The 19483-nt window shown below is 70.1% G+C and carries 16 protein-coding genes; 7 read left to right on the forward strand and 9 right to left on the reverse strand.

The genetic code is table 11. From position 1 onward, the window contains the following. The first annotated feature begins 9 nt into the window (after window positions 1–9). The gene (locus INQ41_RS09430; RefSeq protein WP_193983943.1) at window positions 10–969 is read left to right on the forward strand and encodes an acetyl-CoA carboxylase carboxyltransferase subunit alpha; all 960 of its coding nucleotides are present in this window, start codon (window positions 10–12) and stop codon (window positions 967–969) included. Window positions 970–984: 15 nt separating this feature from the next. Here the strand turns inward: INQ41_RS09430 and INQ41_RS09435 are convergent, their stop codons facing one another. After that, window positions 985–2046 carry an NADH:flavin oxidoreductase/NADH oxidase gene (locus tag INQ41_RS09435; RefSeq protein ID WP_193983945.1) on the reverse strand — a complete coding sequence of 354 codons (1062 nt, stop codon included), beginning with the start codon at window positions 2044–2046 and terminating at the stop codon, window positions 985–987. A gap of 129 nt (window positions 2047–2175) precedes the next feature. Between INQ41_RS09435 and tilS the strand changes: the two genes are divergently transcribed. From tilS to INQ41_RS09460, 5 genes are all read left to right on the forward strand, one after another. Beyond that, a complete protein-coding gene (tilS, locus tag INQ41_RS09440) occupies window positions 2176–3492 on the forward strand; it encodes a tRNA lysidine(34) synthetase TilS (RefSeq protein WP_193983947.1) in 1317 nt (438 codons plus the stop codon). A gap of 63 nt (window positions 3493–3555) precedes the next feature. Continuing rightward, on the forward strand, window positions 3556–3828 hold the full coding sequence (locus INQ41_RS09445; RefSeq protein WP_193983949.1) for an exodeoxyribonuclease VII small subunit: 273 nt from the start codon (window positions 3556–3558) through the stop codon (window positions 3826–3828). Then, window positions 3821–4702: a polyprenyl synthetase family protein gene (locus INQ41_RS09450; protein WP_193983951.1), complete on the forward strand. Its 882-nt coding sequence runs from the start codon at window positions 3821–3823 to the stop codon at window positions 4700–4702. Before INQ41_RS09445 ends, INQ41_RS09450 begins: the two co-directional genes overlap by 8 nt. A gap of 63 nt (window positions 4703–4765) precedes the next feature. Beyond that, complete coding sequence (locus INQ41_RS09455; protein ID WP_193983953.1) at window positions 4766–6613, forward strand: CHASE2 domain-containing protein; 1848 nt, start codon at window positions 4766–4768, stop codon at window positions 6611–6613. Continuing rightward, complete coding sequence (locus INQ41_RS09460; RefSeq protein ID WP_193983955.1) at window positions 6610–7926, forward strand: M48 family metalloprotease; 1317 nt, start codon at window positions 6610–6612, stop codon at window positions 7924–7926. Before INQ41_RS09455 ends, INQ41_RS09460 begins: the two co-directional genes overlap by 4 nt. Before the next feature lie 90 nt (window positions 7927–8016). On the opposite strand, the gene INQ41_RS09465 is transcribed toward INQ41_RS09460, so the two are convergent. Together INQ41_RS09465 and pmbA are read right to left on the reverse strand one after the other, a co-directional pair. Next, entirely contained in the window at window positions 8017–8352 is a 336-nt protein-coding gene (locus INQ41_RS09465; protein ID WP_193987311.1) for a DUF4870 domain-containing protein, read from the reverse strand. A gap of 144 nt (window positions 8353–8496) precedes the next feature. Then, window positions 8497–9807, reverse strand: coding sequence for a metalloprotease PmbA (gene pmbA / locus INQ41_RS09470; protein WP_193987312.1), 1311 nt, complete (start codon window positions 9805–9807; stop codon window positions 8497–8499). Window positions 9808–9974: 167 nt separating this feature from the next. Here pmbA and yjgA point away from each other — a divergent pair, with 167 nt between their 5' ends. Beyond that, window positions 9975–10622 (forward strand): ribosome biogenesis factor YjgA, encoded by a 648-nt coding sequence (gene yjgA, locus INQ41_RS09475; RefSeq protein ID WP_193983957.1) that lies wholly within the window; start codon window positions 9975–9977, stop codon window positions 10620–10622. Window positions 10623–10635: 13 nt separating this feature from the next. Here the strand turns inward: yjgA and tldD are convergent, their stop codons facing one another. The 6 genes from tldD to rsfS form a co-directional block, all read right to left on the reverse strand. Beyond that, window positions 10636–12078, reverse strand: a complete 1443-nt coding sequence (gene tldD, locus INQ41_RS09480) for a metalloprotease TldD (protein ID WP_193983959.1) — start codon at window positions 12076–12078, stop codon at window positions 10636–10638. A 135-nt stretch (window positions 12079–12213) separates the two neighbouring features. Then, window positions 12214–16242, reverse strand: coding sequence for a YhdP family protein (locus INQ41_RS09485; RefSeq protein ID WP_193983961.1), 4029 nt, complete (start codon window positions 16240–16242; stop codon window positions 12214–12216). Window positions 16243–16262: 20 nt separating this feature from the next. After that, complete coding sequence (rng, locus tag INQ41_RS09490; RefSeq protein ID WP_193983963.1) at window positions 16263–17774, reverse strand: ribonuclease G; 1512 nt, start codon at window positions 17772–17774, stop codon at window positions 16263–16265. Continuing rightward, window positions 17771–18379: a Maf family protein gene (locus tag INQ41_RS09495; protein ID WP_193983965.1), complete on the reverse strand. Its 609-nt coding sequence runs from the start codon at window positions 18377–18379 to the stop codon at window positions 17771–17773. Before INQ41_RS09495 ends, rng begins: the two co-directional genes overlap by 4 nt. A 114-nt stretch (window positions 18380–18493) precedes the next feature. Further along, complete coding sequence (gene rlmH / locus INQ41_RS09500; RefSeq protein ID WP_193983967.1) at window positions 18494–18964, reverse strand: 23S rRNA (pseudouridine(1915)-N(3))-methyltransferase RlmH; 471 nt, start codon at window positions 18962–18964, stop codon at window positions 18494–18496. A 37-nt stretch (window positions 18965–19001) separates the two neighbouring features. Next, window positions 19002–19457, reverse strand: coding sequence for a ribosome silencing factor (gene rsfS / locus INQ41_RS09505; protein ID WP_193983969.1), 456 nt, complete (start codon window positions 19455–19457; stop codon window positions 19002–19004). Window positions 19458–19483 lie beyond the last annotated feature (26 nt).

A 19483-nucleotide genomic window follows, 5' to 3' on the forward strand; every position in this document is an offset into this window, starting at 1 on the left:
AGGCACCCCATGAACCCGAACTACCTCGATTTCGAACAACCCATCGCCGACCTGGAAGCCAAGATCCAGGAGCTGCGCCAGGCCAGCCGCGGGTCCGCGGTGGATGCCGACAGCGAAGTCCACACCCTGCAGGACAAGCTGCGCAAGCGCACCGCGCAGATCTTCCGCGACCTCACGCCGTGGCAGGTATCGCAGCTGGCCCGGCATCCCGCGCGCCCGCATACCAACGACTACATCCGGGTGATGTGCGACGAGTTCCAGGAGCTGGCCGGCGACCGGGCCTACAGCGACGATCCGGCCATCGTGGGCGGCCTGGGCCGCATCGGCGGGCGACCGGTGGTCCTCATTGGCCACGAGAAGGGCCGCGACACCAAGAGCAAGGTGCGACGCAACTTCGGCATGCCACGGCCCGAGGGCTATCGCAAGGCGCTGCGCCTGATGAAGCTGGCCGAGCGTTTCCAGCTGCCGGTGCTGACGTTCATCGACACCCCGGGCGCGTATCCGGGCATCGGCGCCGAAGAACGCGGCCAGTCGGAAGCGATCGCCCGCAACCTGCTGGAAATGGCCGAGCTGAAGGTCCCGATCATCTGCACGATCATAGGCGAGGGCGGCTCCGGCGGCGCGCTGGCGATCGGCGTGGGCGACTGCACGGTGATGCTCGAGCACAGCACCTACTCGGTGATCTCACCGGAGGGCTGCGCCTCGATCCTGTGGAAGGACCCGGCCAAGGCCAAGGACGCCGCCGAGCAGCTGGGCCTGACCGCCAAGCGCCTGCACGGGCTGGGCCTGATCGACAAGGTCGTGCGCGAGCCCACCGGCGGTGCGCATCGCAACCCGCGCCAGATCGCGACCCGGCTCAAGGCGGTCCTGCTCAACGAGCTGGACACGCTGCAGGCCTTGCCGGTGGACGGGTTGCTGCAGCAGCGCTACGAGCGGCTGCGCAACTACGGCGCGTACGAAGCGGCCTGAGTCCCCGCCGCGCCGTCACCAGGCGCGCTGGTACTGCACCGGCACCGGCAGCTCCGCGCCCAGCTGCTTCGCCGCCCGCTGCGGAAAATACGGGTCGCGCAGCAGCTCGCGGGCCAGCAGGACCATGTCGGCGTCGCCGTTCGCGACCAGCGCTTCGGCCTGCGCCGCATTGGTGATCAGGCCGACCGCGCCGGTGGCAATGCCGGCCTCGCGGCGGATGCGTGCGGCGAAAGGCACCTGATACCCCGGCTCGACCGGGATCGTCACGTCCGGCACCAGCCCGCCGGATGAGACATCGACCAGGTCGACGCCGTGCCCGGCCAGCAGCCGGCTTAGCGCGATGCTCTGCTCGATGTCCCAGCCCCCTTCGGCCCAGTCGGTCGCCGAGATGCGCACCCACAGCGGCAGATCGGCCGGCCATTCATTGCGCACCACATCCAGCACTTCCAGCAGCAGGCGGATCCGGTTCTGGAAACTGCCGCCGTAGTCGTCCTCGCGCCGGTTCGACAGCGGCGACAGGAACTGGTGGAGGAGATAGCCGTGGGCGGCGTGGACTTCCAGCAGGCGGAAGCCCGCCGCCAGCGAACGACGCGCAGCCATCGCGAAGCCCTCGATGATCCGGGCGATGCCGGAACGCTCGAGCGCCCGCGGCTGGGCGTAGTGGGCATCGAAGGACAGCGCCGTTGGCGCCACGGGTGTCCAGCCCCCGTCCGACGGCGCGACGGCTCCGCGTCCCCGCCACGGCGCGTAGGTGCTGGCCTTGCGCCCGGCGTGGGCCAACTGGATGCCGGCCACCGCGCCCTGCTGCTCTATAAAGTCTGCGATGCGGGTCCAGGCGTCGCTCTGGGCGTCGTTCCAGATGCCGGTGTCCTCCGGCGAAATCCGCCCCTCGGGCGCGATCGCCGTGGCCTCGGCGATCACCGCGCCCGCACCGCCGGCCGCGCGGCTGCCCAAGTGCACCAGGTGCCAGTCGTCGGGCATGCCATCACGCGCCGAGTACTGGCACATGGGCGAGACCACCAGACGGTTGCGGAAGTCGACGGATCGTTGCTGCAGGGGTTCAAACAGGTGACTCAAGGCGTGCTCCGATCGCGATTCGAGCGGTCAACGTTAACAAGCACGACGGTACGCGCGCGTCACGGGGCGGCGTGACGGCCCGGCGTCGGGGGCCCGGCCGCAAGTATTGCGCCGTGGCACCATTTGCCCATGCACACGCCCAGCTCCCGGCCGGCCGGAGATCTCCCCGGCCTGCCCTTCCACGACCGCCCCGACGCGCCGCTGCTGGTCGGCTTCAGCGGTGGGCTGGATTCCACCGTGCTCCTGCATGCACTGTCCAGCGATGCGGCCGTTCGTGCGCGTGGACTGCGCGCCGTGCACATCCACCACGGCCTGCAGGCCGACGCCGACCGTTGGAGCGCGCACTGCGAGGGGGCCTGCCAGTCGCTCGACATTGCGCTGGACACGATCCGGGTCGTGGTGCGGGCTGAAGGAAGCGGCACCGAGGCCGCGGCTCGCGATGCGCGGCATGCGGCATTCGCCGGTCTGATGGCGCGCGGGGAGGTGCTGGTACTGGGCCACCACCGCGACGACCAGGCCGAAACTTTTCTGCTGCGCGCGTTGCGTGGATCGGGCGTGAACGGCCTCGCGTCGATCCGGCGCTGGCGGGGGTTTGGCCCGGGACGGCTGTGGCGACCGCTGCTGGATACCTCGCGCGAGACGCTGCTGGCCTATGCGACCGCGCACGGCCTCGACTGGATCGAGGACCCCAGCAACACCGATTGCAGTTTCGATCGCAATTTCCTGCGCCAGCAGGTCCTGCCGCTGCTGCGCTCGCGTTGGCCGCATGCCGAATCCGCGTTCGCGCGTTCCGCCACCCTGTGCGGGGAAGCACAGCAGCTGCTGGAAGAAGAGGACGCGGCTGCGCTGGCGGCGAGCACCGGCGAAAGCCCGCGAGTGCTCTCACGCGCTGCGCTGCGCACCCTGCCCGACGCTCGCCGTGCGCGCGTGCTGCGACGCTGGATCGCCGGACTCAAACTGCCCCCGCTGCCGGCGCACGGCGTGGCACGCATCGAGGCGGACCTGCTGCACGCACGCCCCGATGCCTCGGCGCGCTTCCAGTGGAACGACGCGGTGATCCGCGCCTGGCGCGATGGGTTGTACGCAGGCAGGGTGCAGGGCGAAGTGCCGCTTGGCTGGACCGCAGCCTGGGACGGCGGCGAGCCCTTAAAGCTCCCACACGGCGAGTTGACCCTGGAAGGCGCACCGCTCCTGCCATCGCCCGGCCTGGTCACGACCCGGCGCGGAGGCGAGCGGATCACCCTGCCGGGCCGCACCCACAGCCACTCGCTGAAGCACCTGCTCCCGGATCTGGGTGTTCCACCGTGGCAACGAGACGGCCTGCCCTTGTTGAAGAACACCGACGGCGCGGTGCTGGCCGTGGCCGACCTGGCCTACGCAGCGGAGTTCGCCGCCTGGCTGGACCTGCACGGTGCCCGCCTGCGGTGGCTGCCGACCGATCATTGACCCTCATGGGCCCGCAGCTCGCCCTGCATTGACCCTCCGCGTGCGCTGGCCGACACTGCACGGATGCCCCGCAAACCCGATACCGAAGCTTCGCCCGTTGCCCATTTCGAAACCTCGCTGGACGCCCTCGAGCAGCTGGTCGAAAAGATGGAAAAGGGCGACCTGAGCCTGGAAGAATCACTGGCCGCCTACGAGCGCGGCGTCGGCCTGTACCGCAGTTGCCAGACCGCGCTGGAACAGGCCGAGCTGCGCGTGCGCCTGCTCAGCGACCCGCAGGATCCCGACAGCGGCGAGGAATTCCATCCCCTGCCCGATCCTTCCGCGCCCGATGCCTGAGACGCGTCTGGCGCAGTGGCGGGAGCGGATCGACCTCGCCCTAGCCGCCGCACTGCCGAGTGCGGACGGCGGCGCCCACCGGCTGCACGCGGCCATGCACCACGCCGCGCTGCTGGGCGGCAAACGCATGCGGCCGCTGCTGGTCTACGCCGCTGGCGACCTGTGCGGCGCCGATCCGGTCGCGCTGGACGCCCCGGCGGTCGCCATCGAACTGGTCCACGCCTACTCGCTGGTGCACGACGACCTGCCGGCGATGGACGATGACGACCTGCGCCGCAACCAGCCAACCGTGCATATCGCCTTTGACGAGGCCACCGCGATCCTCGCCGGTGATGCCTTGCAGACCCACGCCTTCAGCGTGCTCGCCGACGCGCCGGTGGCCGATGCCATCCGCGTCGCCCTGATGCGCACCCTCGCCCAAGCGGCCGGCAGCGCCGGGATGTGCGGCGGCCAAGCGCTGGACCTGGCGGCGACCGGCAACGGCGCTGCCATCGGCATCGAGGCGCTGGAGCACCTGCACGCCCTCAAGACCGGGGCGCTGATCCGCGCCGCGGTGCGCATGGGCGCCCTGTGCGCGAACGCCAGCGAAGCTGACCTCGCGCGACTGGATGTCTACGCCGGCGCCCTTGGCCTGGCATTCCAGGTCCGCGACGACATCCTCGACGTCGAGGGCGACAGCGACACGCTGGGCAAGACCGCCGGCAAGGACGCCGTCCAGGACAAGGCCACCTTTCCCGCGCTGCTGGGAATGCAGGCCTCGCAAGCCCGCCTGCAGGCGCTCGCCGCGCGCATGGACGATGCGCTGGAGCCGTTTGGTGAGCGCGCGCGCCTGCTCGCCGCGCTCGGACGCCAGGCGGTCGAACGCCGCTTCTGACCGGTTTCGTCCCCAAGCCTCGTAGGTGGAGGGGACACGGGTTTCGGCATAGCAGGTAGCGCGATGGGCAACGGCCCCGGCCATGCCGTACTGGCATGGCTACACACACGCATGGCAACGCTGGGCGTCCGCGCGATGGACGCCTGGACGGTCGTCCTGCGCGGCTATCGTCGGCCGCTGGCGTGGCTGACGCTGCGGCTGCGTTTCGCGTTCTTCCCACTGCTGGCGATGGCGGCGATTGGCTGGCTGGGGTGGGACTGGACCCACGAGCGGTCGCTCGACGCCGCCGAGGATGCAATCTTCGACCAAGTGCTTCAGTGGCGCCCCGTTGAGCCCACGCCGTCGGGCCGGGTGGTGGTGGTCGAGATCGATGACTGCTCCATCGACTACTTCCGCAGCGTCGGTGAAGGCGGCTGGCCATGGAGCCGCGCACGCCACGCCGACCTGATCGACGGGCTCGACCGCGCCGGCGTGCGCGGGGTGGGTTTCGACGTCCTGTTCGCCGATCGCTCCGCGCAGGATCCACAGGGCGACCTGCTGCTGGAAGAGATGGCCAAGGCGGGCGACGGCCGGTTCCTGTTCGCCGCCTCGCGCCTGCACCGCGACTTTGACGGGCGCGCATCGCTGACCGCCGACCTGGCGCCTGCGGCGTATGCGCGCACGCGGGCCGCAACCATCCCTGGGCCGACGGTCGCGCTGATGCTGCCCTATGGAGAGGCCATGGCGCGCCAAAGCGCGCTGGTCAATGTCGCCCGGGCCGAGGACGGCGTGGTGCGCGACGTGCTGCTCTACCTGGAGGCGGGCGACTGGAACATCCCCGCGTTGCCATTGCGCCTGGCCGCCCTGGCGGATCACCCAATCGCAGCGGTTCACCACCCGCGAAAGCCCTTGCTGCGCGTCAACTGGCGGACCCGCTCGCAACTGCCCTACGCCAGTGCCGCCGACATCATCGAGCAGCGGCCGATCTGCCATTCCGACGCCCACCCGATGCCGTCCCTGAGCGACACAGTGGCGCTGGTGGGGTACACGGCCGCGGGCATCAACGACGTCAAGCCCACCCCGGTCAACCGCGCGATGCCGGGGGTGGAGGTCCTCGCCGAGGCGACCGAGGCGCTGGTGGCCGGAAGCGCGATCCGGATGCCGCCGGGATGGGTGAAATACGTGCTCGCCGCGTTGGCGACCCTGCTGACCACGCTGGTCTTTTGGCGCGGGCAGCCACACAAGGACGTGGATTCGGTGTTCGTGGCGATCAATGCGCTGCTGTTGCTGCTCGCTTTTGCCGGGCTGACGTTGTTCGGAGTCTTCCTGGACATCTTCGCCAGCGTCGGCTTCGTCAGCCTGTGTTTCGGCGCGTGCCGGATGTACTCAGGCGTGCAGCGCGGACGCGCTGACGGCAACAGCGACTACACCGCCGAGCACGATCCGGCCGCCGAGCCGTGGACGGCGGTGGTGCGCCTGCGCCTGCTGCCGGATCCGACCTTGTCGGCGCGCAGCTACAAGGTCCGGCGGCGCGAGTACCGGCGCGTCCTGCGCCGCCACGTCTATGCCGGGGACGGGATCGTCATGATCGACGGCATCGTGGAGCGCAAGCACGTGATGACCGCGATGCTGGATGACATCGCCACCTTGCTGTGGAACGGCAGCAGCGAGGCGACGCTGCGCGACCGGGTCCGCAAGGATCTGGATGCTCTGCAGGCGGAACTCGTGCGCTATCCACGCGCACCAGCGGCGCGCGCGCAGCTGGCGATCAGTCTCGCGATGGCGGAAACCGGCGGCGCCAGTCCCGACGCGCGCCGACTGAAACTGCGCAGTCTGCTTCGCCAGGACTTCAACCAACTCCCCGAGCGGCCGCTGGAGGCCGCCAACACCTTCCTGGATACGGGCCCCGGGCCCGATGGAGAAACCGCATGAAGCTCATCAGCAAACGCATCGGCGTGGCGATCCTGCCCGCGCTGCTCCTCACCGCCGGCGCCATTGCCGCGACCGCGGAGATGCCCGCGGTCGTGCACAAACCCTCGGTGGAGGTGCGCAGCGCACCGGACCTCAAGGCCGGCAAGATCGCCGTCCTGCAGCGCAATGCAGCGGTGAAGATCGTCGACCAGAACGGCCTGTGGTACCGGCTGCAGTTGGCCGATGGCGGCAGTGGTTACGTGCGCATCAACGAGGTGCGGGTGGCGAGCGCCGGCACCGAGACCCCCACCGCCAACAGTCAGGCGCTGTTCGGTGGCAACGCCGGCCAGGGCAGGAGCACGGAGACAGCAAGCGTGCGCGGTATCAACGAGACCACGCTGCGGACCGCCCGCAACGACGCTGCCGGACTGTCGAGGTTGCAGGCCTACAGCGTCAGCGCAGAGACCGCTGGCGCACACGCGCGCAGCCAGGGCTGGCAGCCGGTACGCATCGCCTGGGGACCGGATGCGGCGGCCGCGCGTGGCAGCGGTGGGCAGGCGACCCAGGCCGAGAAGCGCGCGACCCTGTCGTCGGCGCGCGGGCTGCTATCGCGGCTTGGCGGCGGTGCGATCGCCGACAGCGCGATGCGGGTTGCCGATCGTGCGGTCGGCAAGTCCGAGCAGGAGCTGGCCGCCGAGGAACTCGAGCTCGGGCCGGCCATTGCCGGGCGGGTGCTGGGCGCGGCGCCGCTGTGGGCCAACCCGGAAGCACAGAAGCGCATCAACCTGGTCGGCCGCTGGGTCGCCTCGCAGACCTCGCGACCGCAACTGCCCTGGACCTTCGGGGTCATCGACGATGGCGAGATCAACGCCTACGCCGCTCCGGGCGGCTACATCCTGGTCACCCGCGGCATGTACGACCTGCTCGACGACGACGCCGAGCTGGCGGCGGTAATCGCCCACGAACTCGGCCACGTCGTCCAGCGCGACCACTTTGAGGTGATCCGCAAGCAGGAGATCGCCAAGGTTGGCAAGGACGTCGCGATGGCCCAGGTCCGGCCACACGGCATTGCAGCGGATTTCGCGCGCGACTACGTCGATACCCACGGCGCGGCGGTGATGATAAGCAGCCTGGACCGCGACGCCGAATACCGCGCGGACGAAGCGGCCGGGGTGTACCTGGCGCGCGCCGGGTTCGACCCGCTGTCGTTCTACGCGGTGCTGCAGAAGATGGCCGCCCTGGGCACCCGTCCGGCGCGCATGTCGCAGCTGTACCGTACGCATCCGCCGCTGGCCGCGCGCATGGACCGGCTCGACCAGCGCGTCAGCCGCTGACGGCGAAGTGCCAGACGCAAGCGGGCCCGGGAAATCACTCTCCCGGGCCCGTGCCTGCAGGTATGGCGTAACGACCGGCCGATGCAGGAATCAGCTGACCAGACGCAGCGTCATCGGATAGCGGTAGGCAATGCCTTCGTTGCTCTTGATGGTCGCGATGATGGTCATCACCAGCCAGTAGATGCCCACCGCGAAGGCGGCAAGGTAGAACAGGAAGCCGATCAGGATCACCAGCAGCACCGTGCCGACGGCCACCAGCGCCAGCGTAACGATGGCGATGGTGATGTTGAAGTTGAGCGCTTCCTTGGCCTGGTCGTCTACGAACGGCATCGTTTCCCTCTGGATCAGCCAGATGATCAGCGGGCCGAGCACGCAGCCCAGACCGCCGGTGAAGATGCCGGTCAACGCGGACAGGTGGGCAAACATCGCCCATTGACGCTGCTGGACGGGGACGCCCTCGTCCTGCGGCGGTGTACCAAGTGGATCGTGTTCGTGAACGTTCATGCCAAACCCCCTGAATGGATGCTTGAAAGCATGTGCCCTGCCCGCGGGCAGGTCAATCGAGCCGGCTCAGCCTTCGCCGGCGACCGTCATCCGCCCGACCAGGATCGAGCCGGTGCGGATGTGCGAACGGTGGTCGACGTCGCTGCCGACGGCCTCGATGGCGGCGAACATGTCCTTCAGGTTGCCGGCGATGGTGATGCCATCGACCGGGTACTGGATCTGGCCGTCCTGGATCCAGAAGCCACCCGCGCCGCGCGAGTAATCGCCGGTGATGGTGTTCACGCCCTGCCCCATCAGCTGGGTCACCAGCAGTCCGGTGCCCATCCCGGCCAGCATTGCCGGCAGATCGCCGGCATTGCTGGCGACCTGCAGGTTGTGCACGCCGCCGGCGTTGGCGGTGGTCTGCAGACCCAGGCGCCGCGCCGAGTAGCTGCCCAGCACGTAGCGCTGCAACACGCCGCCTTCCACCAGCGCGGACTCTCGGGTGGCGACGCCCTCGGCATCGAACGAGGCCGAGCGGAAGCCGCGCGGCAGGAACGGCAGCTCATGCAGGGCGAACCACTCCGGGAAGATCTGCGTGCCCACGCTGTCGAGCAGGAAACTGGCGCGCCGGTACAGGGCGCCGCCGGACACCGCGCCGAGCAGGTGGCCGACCAGCCCGCGCGCGACCTCGGCCGAGAACAGCACCGGATAGGCGCCGGTGGGGACCTGCCGCGGTGCCAGGCGCGAGATCGCCCGCTCGGCGGCCTTGCGACCGATCGCGCTGGCCGGTTCCAGGTCTTCGGCGGCGAGCGCAATGTCGTACCAGCCGTCGCGCTGCATCTGCTCGCCACGGCCGGCGATCAGCGCGCAGCCCAGGCTGTGGTGGGTGCCGCGCTCGCGGCCGACGAAGCCGTGCGAGTTGGCGTACACCGACACCGTGCTGCCACTGCTCGCCGAGGCGCCGTCGGAGTTTTCCAGACGCGCATCGGCATCGCGGCCCGCCTGTTCACAGGCGAGCGCCAGGTCGATCGCCTCATCGGCCTGGATATCCCAGGGATGCCAACTGTCGAACTCGCGCAGGTCGGTCGCCATCAGCTCGGCGTCGGCCAGCCCGGCGGCCGGATCGCGCTCGGTGTGGCGCGCGATCGCGCACGCCTGGTCCACGGTCGTGGCCAGGCTTTCCTCACGCAGGTCGGCCGTGGACGCGCTGCCCTTGCGACCATCGAAGTAGACCGTGACCGCAATCGAGCGGTCGCGGGTCGACTCGACCGTCTCCACCTCGCCCATGCGCACGCTGACGTTCAGCCCGGACTCCTCCGAGCACGACACCTCGGCCTGGTCGGCGCCGTTGGCTCGGGCGGCGTCCAGCAGCCGCCGCGACAGGCCGGCCAGCATGTCCAGTTGCTCCTCGCTGTGGGAAAGGGGGGATGGATGGGTCGGGCGCAGCTCGTTCAATGTCTTATCCTTGCAGGCTGTGGTTCCGGGCGATCGCCCCGGAGTCTGTTCTTGATGCGGTCGCGGCGGGCCAGACCCGTGGCGACCGGAAAATGTAGGATCCAACGATGCGCGGCATAGACGAGGAAACCGGCGAATTCCGTGGCGAGAGCCGCAGCCAGCAGCGGCGCGAGGCGCTTGAAGTGGCCGCCATCGCCGAGCAGCTGGTCGCCCTCAGCGAGGCGCAGCTGGCCCGGATGCCGGTGCCGGAAGATCTGCTGCCGCACATCCGCGAGGCACGCCGGATCACCTCGCACATCGCCCACAAGCGCCAGCTGGCGTTCCTGGCCAAGCAGATGCGGCGCGAGGATGACGCGGTGATGGAGGCGATCCGCGACGCGCTCGACGAGAAAGGCGATACCGCAAGGCGCGAAACCGCGATCATGCACCGCGTCGAGGCCTGGCGTGACCGGCTGCTGGCCGAGAGCGATGCCGCCCTGACCGAATTGCTGGACCTGTACCCCGACGCCGACCGCCAAGGCCTGCGCCAGCTGGTCCGCAATGCGCTGGAGGAGCGCAAGCGCAACAAGCCGCCGCGCGCCGCGCGCGAGCTGTTCCGGCAGCTGCGCGAACTGATCCTGCTGCCGGAGATGCCGGTCGCCGGTGCCGCGGGCTTGGAGGCCGGCGACGAGGTGCTCGACGACGAAGCGCTGGGCGACGAAACCATCGACGAGCGCGCGCTCGACGACGACGCAGCGGACCAGCGCCAGCCGTAGCCGACCTGCGGCATCACGCCTGGGTGCCACCCACGGTGATGCCATCGATCAGCAGCGACGGCTGGCCGACGCCGACCGGCACGCTCTGGCCGTCCTTGCCGCATACGCCGACACCTTCATCCAGCGCCAGGTCGTGGCCAATCATGCGCACCTTCTGCATGGTCTCCGGGCCGTTGCCGATCAGCGTGGCGCCCTTGACCGGCGCGGTGATCTTCCCGTCTTCGATCATGTAGGCCTCGGTGGCCGAAAACACGTACTTGCCGCTGGTGATATCGACCTGGCCGCCGCCAAAGTTGACCGCGTACAGCCCGCGCTTGACCGAACGGATCATCTCCTCCGGATCGTGCTTGCCGGCGAGCATGTAGGTATTGGTCATGCGCGGCATCGGCAGGTGGGCGAAGGATTCGCGGCGACCGTTGCCGGTGGGCGCCATGCCCATCAGGCGCGCGTTGAGGCTGTCCTGCATGTAGCCCACCAGCACCCCGTCCTCGATCAGCGTGGTGCATTGGGTCTGCTCGCCCTCATCATCGATGTTGAGCGAGCCGCGGCGCCCCGGCAGGGTGCCGTCATCAACGATCGTCACGCCGGGCGCGGCGACACGCTGGCCCATGCGGCCGGCGTAGGTGCTGGTGCCCTTGCGGTTGAAATCGCCCTCCAGGCCGTGCCCGACCGCCTCGTGCAGCAGCACGCCGGGCCAGCCGTTGCCGAGCACCACCGGCATCACCCCGGCCGGTGCGTCGACGGCTTCCAGGTTGACCAGCGCCTGGCGCAGGGCCTCGCGCGCCCAGGCTTCCGGCTTCCCGTCAGCGAACAGTTCGGCATACCCGTAACGCCCGCCGCCACCGGTGTAGCCCGACTCGCGGCGCCCGTTCTGCTCGACAATCACCTGCACGTTGAAGCGCACCAGCGGACGCACGTCGGCGCCCATGATGCCGTCGCTGCGGGCCACCAGGATCGTATCCACGCCGCCGCCGAGGCTGACGATCACCTGCTTGACCCGCGGATCGGCCGCGCGCAGCAGCTTGTCGATGCGGCGCAGCGCCTCGACCTTGTCCTCGTTGCCCATCGAATCCACCGGGTCCACCGGCGCGTACAGGGCCTGCGCGTTGGCGCGCACCAGCGGCCGTGTGGTCAGGCTGCCGCCGTCGCGTGCGATCGCCCGCGCCGAGGTGGACGCGGCGATCAGCGCCTGCGCGTTGATCTCATCGGAATAGGCGAAACCGGTCTTCTCGCCGCTGATCGCGCGCACGCCCACCCCCTGCTCGATGGAGTGCGCGCCGTCCTTGACGATGCCGTCCTCCACGCTCCAGCTCTCGCGGCGGGCATGCTGGAAATACAGGTCGCCAAAGTCGATACCCGGCCCGAGCAGCGTGCCGAAGGTTCGCTCAAGTCCCCCGGCATCAAGCCCTGAGGGCAGCAGGAGGCGGGATTCGGCAAGTTGCAGGGTGTGGGTCATGGGATCTTCTGGGGAGGTGATGACGGAACGGGCGGCCTCCCTGGCGGGAAGGCGGCGCACGGGAGAAATCGGCGGGGGTGCAGCGGCGCGCAGGTGCAAAGCCACCCGGACGATATGCGGGCGACTGCGGGCGCTTCAACCGGCGGGCGGCCGCGCCGGTGACTCAGGCGGCGGCTCCACGGCAGGTCGTGCCGGCGCTTGGGCCGAAGTGCCCGTGCTGTTTTGGCGCGTGCCCGTCTCCGGCGGCGGCGCGGGTGAGGACGCGTTGCCCGGCCCTGCCGCAGACGCGGCCGGCCGCGCCTGGCCGTTGCGCTCGGGTTCCCGGCTGACCACGTCCACGTGCGGATCCTTCCAGGGACCGCTGACGCGATAGGTTTTCGCGCCGATCTGGCCCAGCGGTTTGCGCAGCACCGCGTTGGCCGCTGCGCCGATCGCCGCCCCCACCGGCCCACCGGCCAGCGCACCGGCCACGGTCAGCAGGTTGCCGGACCGCGGCAGCACCTCGATCGTCTGGTTGAAGGTTTCCGCGCGCAGGTCGGCTTCGCCGCGGATGTTGATCCGCGCCGCCGGGCCTTCGATGCGCAGGTCATCGCTGCTCGCCATACCGCCGGCAAAGCGGATGTCGCCCTTGGCCTCGTTGAAGGCAAAGCCCTTGGAGAAGAAATCGCGGAAGTCGAGCATCAGCCGGCGCGGCAGTTCGGCGATGCTGAGCAGGCCCAGCACGCGTCCGGCTCCCGGCTCCACGTCCAGCAGGCGACCGTCGCGCACCTCGCCCTTCAGGTTGCCGGACACCTTCACCAGCTCGAACTGCATCGGACCGCCCGGCCATTCGGCGGCCAGCGACATGCGGCCCTCGCCACCGTCGAGTCGCCCGACGTGGCCCAGGCCCGCGAGCAGGCGGCCGAAATCGGTGCTCGCCAGGTCGACTTCAAAACGGGTGCGCGCAACCCTGCCACGTCCGGTCCAGCTGCCGCGGACGTCAATCCGCTGGCCGGGCCTCTGCGCACTGAAATGCTCGATCTGCAGGCCAGCGGCGGTCGCGCGCGTGCGCAGCGACGCCCGGCCCAGCACCGCATCGTCCAGGCGCAGGTCGTCGATATCCAGCGCGAGCGGCGGGATGCGCGCCGGATCGATGTCCTCGTCGACGGTGGCGGTGGCAACATGCGGCGCGGGCTTGGGTGCGCCTGCCGCCTTCGTGGGCAGACGCCAGTGGACGCGTTCAAACCGGCCCGAGACCGGTGCGGTCGACGACTCGGGCACCTGCAGACGGCCCTGAAGGCGCGGGCCCTCCGCCTGCACCAGCAGCGCGCCGCCCGCCCCGGGCGAGACACGAACGCGGGCATCACCGAACTCCCCGCCAAACAGCTGCAGCCGATCGGTGCGGATGTCGATCTGGCCCAATGGCACGCCTGCGCCGCTTCCATCACCCGCGCCGGCCCGGGCCAGGCCGACCCAGCCGATCGCGTCCAGACTGCGCGCGCGACCGCTGGCGATCAGCCCGGAGGCCGGCGCCGGCGCCGGCAGCGTGGCGGTCCCGAGCGCGGCGCGGATGCCGGTGCGTTGACCGCTGCTGCGCGCACGCAGGGCCAGCACATCGCCCAGGACGACCTGCACCTCGCCCTGCTCCAGCGGCAGGGCGGTCTCCACCGTAGCCGCCAGCCGCTGCCCTGCCGGCTTGGCCAGCGGCGCAGGCAGCGTCAGCGCCGTACCCACCAGGTCGGACTGCAGCTTCAGGCGCGCAGCACCGCCGCTGCCGGTGCCTGCTGCGGGCACGAGCACACCCACCGTCCACGAAGAGCGACCGTGCATGTAGGGCGCGAGCCAGCCCAGCTCCGGTGCCCGCGCCAGCAGCGTATCGGCGCCGAACTGGGCCTGCAGGTCGGCCTCCAGCACGTTGCCCGAGTCGCGAACCGCATCCTTGCCCGAGCGCAGCGACAACTTGCCCGGGCGACCGCCCATCTGCACGTCAAGGCGGTCGGCGCGGAAACCGTTCTGGGTGTAGGTCACGGGACCGCGCACCTGCTCGAATGCCAGCCCCCAGCGCGGATCCGCCAGGCGCGCGCCGGCCAGGCGGACATTGCCGTCGATCGCCAGGGCGCCGTGCTCGACCATCGGCAGCGCCATGGCGAAATCGACCTCCGCGGGACCTGAGCCCTTGATCGAGGCGAACGTCTCCGGATTGAGTTGCTGCAGCGGGCTGGCGCGCAGCAGCCCGAGCAGGCGCGACACGTCGCTGCTGCCCTTGGCCTGGATGGCCAGCGTGCCGTGATCGTAATGGTCGACGCTGGCCTTCACGCTGGGGATCGCGATTCCGGCCAGCGTGCCGTGACCGCTGATGTCCAGGCCGTTGCCGATGAAGCTGGCCTGCAGGTCGAGCCCGGTCGCGGCCGGCCAGTCGGGCTGGAACGCGACCGTGGCGTCGGTAATGTGTGCGCTGGCCTCGAAGCGGCCGGTGTGGTCATCGAACGGCCAGTCGTCCAAGTCGCCGGAGACTATCGCGCGGCCGTCGCGGACGATGCCGTCGACCAGCGCGGTGTCCAGCCAGTGCAACAGCGCCTCGGGCATCAGGTGGCGCACCCAGAACCCCTTGGCGACCGGCAGGCGGGTCTCGTCCACCGTCGCCGCCAGGTCGATCCGCGGACGTCCGCCATCGCCGTTCCAACCCAGCCCGCCGCGGACGTTGGCGCCGAAATCCGGACCTTGGATGCGCAGCGCGGACGTGCCCGCCTGCCAGCCGTCCGGCCCGCGCCAGCCGGCCACGTTGCCCGTCAGATGGACCACATGGGGCACCCCGAAGCCGCGCGGCCAGTCAAAGCTCATCGCCGCGGACGGATCCAGCTGGGCACTGAAGCCCTCGGCGTCACCGCGCACGTCCGCCGCCAGCCCGTTGATGCCCGGCGCGTTGCCCAGCGGCGCAAAGCCCAAACCGTCGATGCGCACGGCGCCCTGCATGCCGCCGTCGCGGCGTCCCTGCAGATCCACCCCCGACAGCGATCCGTGCGGGCGCGCATGCAACAGCCAATGCCGCAGCGGTCCGGGCAGCTGGTTGCTGAGCACGGCCAGCGACGCCAGCGGCTGCAGATCGATATGCTCGGCCACGAGCCCGTATTGGCGACCGGCGGCGAGGGTCAGCGGACCGAAGCGGTGGTCCTCGCCCTGCGTCTGCAGATGCAGCAGCGGCGCGTCCAGCTGCCAGCCACCATCGGTGCGTCGCCAGATCACCCGGCTCTCGAGCAGGTCGATCACCTGCAGCGGAATCTGGCCGGCGGCGCCGGGCACCGGAGCGATCGTCGAACCGGCCAGCACCACGCGCTCCAGCGTCGTCTCCAGCTTGACCCCGACCAGGCGCTTGTCCTCCAGATCGGCCCATGCCCTGGCGCGGCCGTCGCCCGTCTGCAGGGTGATGCCGTGCAGGTCGAGCACCGAGGCCAGCGGCTGCAGCTCGGCGCGGTCGATTCCGACATACGCACGGCCGGCACCGCCGTGGCGGTGGAAGTCCAGCATCGCGACCACGGGTGCCGGGCGGCCGTCATCGCGGTTGTCCCTGGGAGTCGCGGAGGACAGCTCCTCCGGCCAGGCGCGCAGGCCGGCACGGACGCGATCGCCCTGCACGCGCAGGCGCAGGTCGATGCGCGGCACGTTCAGATCCAGTCCCAGATCGGGGGCCAGCACGGTCAGTGCGCCGTCGCTCACCTGCAGCTCGCCCAGCCCTTCCAGCGAGTGGAACGGATCGCCGTCCGCCTCGCGCTGGCCCGGCAGTCCGCGCACCTGCCAGCGGCCGTCGGGCGACCGTTCCAGGACCAGTTCCAGGCCGCGAAGGCGCAGCTCCGACAGCGGCACGCCCGGCCACAGCCCGGCGTAGATGGACAGCAGCATCTCGGCATCGCCGACATCGAACACGTCCGCGCCCTCGCCCAGGCGCAGGTTGTGCAACTGCAGCAAGGGGCCGCGACGCGTCCAGCCGGTTTGCAGACGGTCGAATGCCACTGGACGCCCGACCCGCTCGCCCAGCCAGGCGGCGACGCGGTCGGGGTGGCGCTCCACCAGCGGCAGCAACTGGCTGGCCACCGCGATCACCAGCGCCAGCAGCACCAGCACGATCCCCACGGTGTAGCCCACGCCCCGGCGGGCCAGTCGCAATCGGCGGCGCAGCGGCGTCGGCATCTCAGTCCAGGCGGGAGGCGTCAGAGCAGGACGACATCGAACTGCTCCTGGGCGTACTGGTCATCGGCCTGGAAGCGGATCGACTTGCCGAGGAATTCCTCCAGCTCGGCGACCGCGGTCGACTCCTCCTCGGTAATCCGCGCGACCACCTTGGGCGAGGCCATCACCATCAGGCGGTCGGCGTCGAACTGGCGTACCTGGCGCACGATTTCGCGGAAGATCTCGTAGGTGACCGTTTCGGGCGTCTTCAGCGTGCCGCGCCCGTTGCACTCGTGGCACGCCTCGGTGAGCTGGCGCTGCAGGCTCTCGGTGGTGCGCTTGCGCGTCATCTCCACCAGTCCCAGCGGCGAGAAGTCATACACCGTGGTCTTGGCGTGGTCCTTGGCCAGCGCCTTCTCCAGCGTGCGCAGGACCTGGCGCTTGTGCTCGGCATCGTTCATGTCGATGAAGTCGATGATGATGATCCCGCCCAGGTTGCGCAGGCGCAGCTGGCGGGCCACCGATTGCGCGGCCTCCAGGTTGGTGCGGTAAACCGTCTCCTCCAGGTTGCGCTGGCCCAGGAAGGAGCCGGTGTTGATGTCCACCGTGGTCATCGCCTCGGTCTGGTCGATCACCAGGTAGCCCCCGGATTTCAGCGGCACCTGCTTGTCGAGGGCGCGCTGGATCTCGTCCTCGACCCCGTAGAGGTCGAAGATCGGCCGCTCGCCGGCGTAGTGCCCGATCTTCTGCGCCAGCTCCGTCGTCCCGGCCGCGCCGGCGGCGCTCATGAACTGCGATGCAAACGTGCGCAGCCGCTCGAAGGTCTCGCGCGAATCCACCTTGACCTTGTCCACGTCGCGGCGGATCAGGTCGCGCACCGCGCGCAGCGGCAGGGTCAGGTCCTCATAGATGCACTCGCCCACGCGGGCGCTGGCGGAACGCTCGCCGATCAGGCTCCACACCCGCGCCAGGTAGGCCACGTCGTCGGCCAGGGCCTCCTCGGGCTGGCCTTCGGCGTTGGTGCGCACGATGTAGCCGTGGGTGTCGCCTGCGGCCGTGAGTCCACCGACGATGCCCTTGAGCCGGGCACGCTCGGCCTCATCCTCGATCCGGGCCGAGACCCCGATCACCCGCGTGTGCGGCAGCAGCACCAGGTAGCGCGAGGGAATGCTGGTCAGCGTGGTCAACCGGGCGCCCTTGCCACCGATCGGGTCCTTGACCACCTGGACGATGATTTCCTGGCCGTCGCGCAGCAATTCGCTGATCGGCCGGGTCGGCGGCGGTGGCGCGTTCGGGTCCTCCTCGCCGGTCAGCGCGGGCGCGGAGGGCCGGACGATATCGGCCGCATGCAGGAACGCCGCGCGCTCCAGCCCGATCTCCACGAAGGCCGCCTGCATCCCGGGCATCACCCGTTGCACCTTGCCCTTGTAGACGTTGCCGACCACGCCGCGGGCCCAGCCACGCTCGATATGAAGCTCCTGCAACATGCCGTTCTCGACCACGGCCACCCGCGTCTCGCGCGGGGTGACGTTGACCAGGATTTCCTCGCTCATGGCGCCTCCGTTGCGCAGGTGGGCAGGCCGGCGGCCAACGGGCCGAGACCGAATGTCGCCAGCAGTTGCGCGCTCTGGTGCAGCGGCAATCCCATGACGCCGGAATGGCTGCCGTCGAGGCGCTCAACGAATGCCTCGGCAAGTCCCTGGATCGCGTAGCCACCGGCCTTGCCGAAGGGCTCGCCGCTGTCGACGTAGGCATCGATGACGGCATCGGGCAAGCGCGCGAAGCGCACCTCGGACACCGACACAGCCTCTTCGTGGCGCGACGCCGAGACCAGCGCGAGCGCGGAGACCACGGTGTGCGGCACGCCCGACAGCCGTCGCAGCATCGCTGCCGCCTCGGCACTGTCGCGCGGCTTGCCGAACACGTCCTCGTCCAGAATCACCTCGGTGTCGCAACCCAGGACCAGGGCATCCGGCTCGCCGGACACGCGGGCCAGGCCCGCAAGCGCCTTGTCGCGGGCGACCCGGGAGACGTAGGCCTGCGCGGTTTCGTCCGCCTGTCGCTGTTCGGGCACGTCCAGCTCGAGCACGGCAAATTCCAGCCCGAGGCGAGTCAGCAGTTCGCGTCGACGCGGAGAGCGGGAAGCAAGATAAAGCATGGGTCTCCAGGGGCGACCGGTCGCGTTTGCGAATGGCGGAAAGCATAACCCGCGGCGCCTGAGCGCCAGCCACCTTGCGCGGCCGCTGCCTGACTGCCGGCCGGCGGACGGCAGTCAGGCCCGATGGTAGGGGTGGTTGGCCAACATCGCCGCGGCGCGGTACAGCTGCTCGGCAGCGACCAGACGCACCAGCATGTGCGGCAGCGTCATCGGCCCCAGCGACCAGGACTCGTCGGCGCGGGCCAGCACCTCATCGGCATGGCCTTCAGGCCCGCCGATCAACAGCGCCAGGTCACGCCCCTGGCCGCGCCAATGCTCGAGGCGCTGGGCGAGTTGCTCCGAACTCCAGGGTTTGCCACGGCCGTCCAGAGTCACCACCAGCGGCGAGCGCGGCAGCGCAGCGAGCACGCGGGCGCCTTCCTCGGCGGTCGCGCGGGCGATGTCGCGGTTCTTGCCGCGCACGCCGGGCTCGACCTCCACCAGTTCCAGGGGCAACCAGTGGGAGAGACGCTTGCGGTAGTCCTCGAATCCCTCGGCGACCCAGCGCGGGGCCCGCTCGCCGACGGCGATGAGTCTGGCCTTCACGATCGGGCCCTGATCGCCTGCGCGACAGGCGCCTCGACTAGAGGTCGTCCTCGGCGTCGGTTTCCAACTCGCCGGAACCGATCCCGGGCTCGCCGTATTCGTCCACCGACGCCGGCGGCTGGTCGCCCACGGTCCACAGGCGCTCAAGTGCATAGAACTCGCGCACCCGCGGCAGCATGATGTGGACAACGACGTCACCCAGGTCGACCAGGACCCACTCGGCCTCGCGCTCGCCCTCCACGCCCAGCGGCATGATGTCCAGCTTCTTGGCGAACTTGACCACCTCGTCGGCGATCGACTTCACGTGGCGCGAGGACGTGCCCGAGGCGACCACCATGTAGTCGGTGACGCTGCTCTTGCCGCGCACGTCGATTTCCACCGGATCCTTGGCCTTCAGTTCCGCGATGGCGCTGCGCACGGTGTCCAGCAGTTGGTCGACGCTGGGCGGCGGGCTCGGGAGACGGGTCTTGATGACTTGGGCTTCGGTGGACATGCAGGCTCTGGGGTTGGGTGCGGCAG

It is taken from the genome of Lysobacter ciconiae (genome assembly GCF_015209725.1).
GTDB lineage: Bacteria > Pseudomonadota > Gammaproteobacteria > Xanthomonadales > Xanthomonadaceae > Novilysobacter > Novilysobacter ciconiae.

What these genes read in the sequence shown, in the direction of transcription:
- INQ41_RS09430 (WP_193983943.1), top strand. Translation starts at nt 10, where the DNA reads ATGAACCCGAACTACCTCGATTTCGAACAACCCATCGCCGACCTGGAA.
- tilS (WP_193983947.1), top strand. Translation starts at nt 2,176, where the DNA reads ATGCACACGCCCAGCTCCCGGCCGGCCGGAGATCTCCCCGGCCTGCCC.
- INQ41_RS09445 (WP_193983949.1), top strand. Translation starts at nt 3,556, where the DNA reads ATGCCCCGCAAACCCGATACCGAAGCTTCGCCCGTTGCCCATTTCGAA.
- INQ41_RS09450 (WP_193983951.1), top strand. Translation starts at nt 3,821, where the DNA reads ATGCCTGAGACGCGTCTGGCGCAGTGGCGGGAGCGGATCGACCTCGCC.
- INQ41_RS09455 (WP_193983953.1), top strand. Translation starts at nt 4,766, where the DNA reads ATGGGCAACGGCCCCGGCCATGCCGTACTGGCATGGCTACACACACGC.
- INQ41_RS09460 (WP_193983955.1), top strand. Translation starts at nt 6,610, where the DNA reads ATGAAGCTCATCAGCAAACGCATCGGCGTGGCGATCCTGCCCGCGCTG.
- INQ41_RS09465 (WP_193987311.1), bottom strand. Translation starts at nt 8,352, where the DNA reads ATGTTTGCCCACCTGTCCGCGTTGACCGGCATCTTCACCGGCGGTCTG.
- pmbA (WP_193987312.1), bottom strand. Translation starts at nt 9,807, where the DNA reads ATGCTGGCCGGCCTGTCGCGGCGGCTGCTGGACGCCGCCCGAGCCAAC.
- yjgA (WP_193983957.1), top strand. Translation starts at nt 9,975, where the DNA reads ATGCGCGGCATAGACGAGGAAACCGGCGAATTCCGTGGCGAGAGCCGC.
- tldD (WP_193983959.1), bottom strand. Translation starts at nt 12,078, where the DNA reads ATGACCCACACCCTGCAACTTGCCGAATCCCGCCTCCTGCTGCCCTCA.
- INQ41_RS09485 (WP_193983961.1), bottom strand. Translation starts at nt 16,242, where the DNA reads ATGCCGACGCCGCTGCGCCGCCGATTGCGACTGGCCCGCCGGGGCGTG.
- rng (WP_193983963.1), bottom strand. Translation starts at nt 17,774, where the DNA reads ATGAGCGAGGAAATCCTGGTCAACGTCACCCCGCGCGAGACGCGGGTG.
- INQ41_RS09495 (WP_193983965.1), bottom strand. Translation starts at nt 18,379, where the DNA reads ATGCTTTATCTTGCTTCCCGCTCTCCGCGTCGACGCGAACTGCTGACT.
- rsfS (WP_193983969.1), bottom strand. Translation starts at nt 19,457, where the DNA reads ATGTCCACCGAAGCCCAAGTCATCAAGACCCGTCTCCCGAGCCCGCCG.